Source organism: Microcystis sp. LE19-10.1B, from assembly GCF_027530565.1.
GTDB lineage: Bacteria > Cyanobacteriota > Cyanobacteriia > Cyanobacteriales > Microcystaceae > Microcystis > Microcystis aeruginosa.
This window is the reverse complement of record NZ_JAPZQM010000689.1, coordinates 1-1416: the sequence shown is the minus strand read 5'-3', so window position 1 is coordinate 1416 and position 1416 is coordinate 1. Positions and strand designations below refer to the sequence as shown.

Below are 1416 nucleotides of genomic sequence, written 5' to 3'. Positions count from 1 at the left end.
AACCTTTATAGAGACAGACATTGCCGCAATTTTTGTCAATTGTTTGCGATCTGGAGCGAACTAATCAATTAAATCTCTTGCCAGATAAGGATTGAGTCGATTTATGCTCCCCTATCGAACCATACCAAGTCCCGAAGAGCCGCAATTTTTGGGGAATGGCGATTTGGATGAGGAGGGGCGATTTTGAGGAGGAGGGGCGATTTTGAGGAGGAGGGGCGATTTTGAGGAGGAGGGGCGATCGCTCCCTAATCAGTATAAGTTGATATAATTATCGTATGTTTATCTGGTCGTCAAAATGTTGCTAAAAATCGTACAAATCGGTAATTCTCAAGCAATTACAATTCCTCAAGCAATCATGGAACAGTGTGAACTTCTGGACGAAGTTGAGGCGATAGTTGATGGAAAAAGAATTATTCTGAGTGCTAAAAAGAAGGTGAGGGAAGGCTGGGCTGAGTTATTTGATGATGCTCCTATTGAAGCCGAGTTACAGGATTGGCTAGGGGTGGAAAACGAGTTTGAGCGGCAAAATCAATGGTAGAAAGATTTAGCATCCTGTTGGTGGCACTCGATCCAACTAGGGGGTCTGAACTGCAAAAAACTCGACCTTGTGTTGTTGTTTCTCCTAGTGAAATTAATGCTCGATTAAGAACAGTCGTTATTGCACCAATCACCAGTACTGTCAAAAATTACCCAACAAGAATCCCCATTGATCAAGAAAATGTGCGCGGCAGTATTGCTTTAGACCAAATTAGGGCGATTGACAAAACCCGAATTGTTGCCACAATTGGCAGTCTTGACGAACGGGTAGCAATGGTAGTGGCTGATCGATTGGTTGAATTTTTTCACTACTGATTGTCACCGAATTTGTTCGGTTTTAGTATCGCTTTTTTATAAAACAGGGAGAGGTGATCGCTTTTTAGAGTAAGGGTGAAGGGGCGATCGCTTTTGGGAGGAGCAATTTTTTGGGAATGGCTATCGCTGTTGGGTGATGAGGAGAGGCGATCGTTTTTGGGTGATGTGGGAATGGCGATCACTTTTGGGTGATGTGGGAATGGCGATCGCCTGCCCTGAGATTAATCTCTCAACAAAGCTCGAAAACCAGCTTGCTGAAAATGAATATCCGTTGTTAATGCTTCCGTTATTCTACGCTCTTCCATTACAATAAAAGAAATACAGTCAACAATTCCCCAATTTTTATCGTTTCTTTGACAATATAGATGATAATCGTCCGTAGATGAAGATAAAGCGATCGCATAACTTGTATCGAGAAATTTCTGGCTCTTCGTTACTCTTTATGCTAAATCAACATACAAGATGCCAAGACAACATACTTCTAACCCAAAAATTCCGAAAGTTTCTCAAGCCATAGGCTCTCCGTTTTATTAGTTTAAGTTTATTGTTGATTCCCTCGACCAT

At 41.9% G+C, this 1416-nt stretch carries 3 protein-coding genes; 2 read left to right on the top strand and 1 reads right to left on the bottom strand.

The genetic code is table 11. The annotated features are described in order from the left end of the window. Window positions 1–295 precede the first annotated feature (295 nt). Both O9332_RS24595 and O9332_RS24590 read left to right on the top strand, forming a co-directional pair. Window positions 296–538: an AbrB/MazE/SpoVT family DNA-binding domain-containing protein gene (locus O9332_RS24595; protein ID WP_002736094.1), complete on the top strand. Its 243-nt coding sequence runs from the start codon at window positions 296–298 to the stop codon at window positions 536–538. Beyond that, complete coding sequence (locus O9332_RS24590; RefSeq protein WP_002735990.1) at window positions 532–852, top strand: type II toxin-antitoxin system PemK/MazF family toxin; 321 nt, start codon at window positions 532–534, stop codon at window positions 850–852. Before O9332_RS24595 ends, O9332_RS24590 begins: the two co-directional genes overlap by 7 nt. 450 nt (window positions 853–1302) lie before the next feature. On the opposite strand, the gene O9332_RS24585 is transcribed toward O9332_RS24590, so the two are convergent. Then, window positions 1303–1416: transposase (locus tag O9332_RS24585; protein WP_071824397.1), on the bottom strand; the 114-nt coding region annotated here is incomplete at its 5' end.

Coding starts and splice junctions, on each gene's coding strand:
- O9332_RS24595 (WP_002736094.1), top strand. CDS start 296: ATGTTGCTAAAAATCGTACAAATCGGTAATTCTCAAGCAATTACAATT.
- O9332_RS24590 (WP_002735990.1), top strand. CDS start 532: ATGGTAGAAAGATTTAGCATCCTGTTGGTGGCACTCGATCCAACTAGG.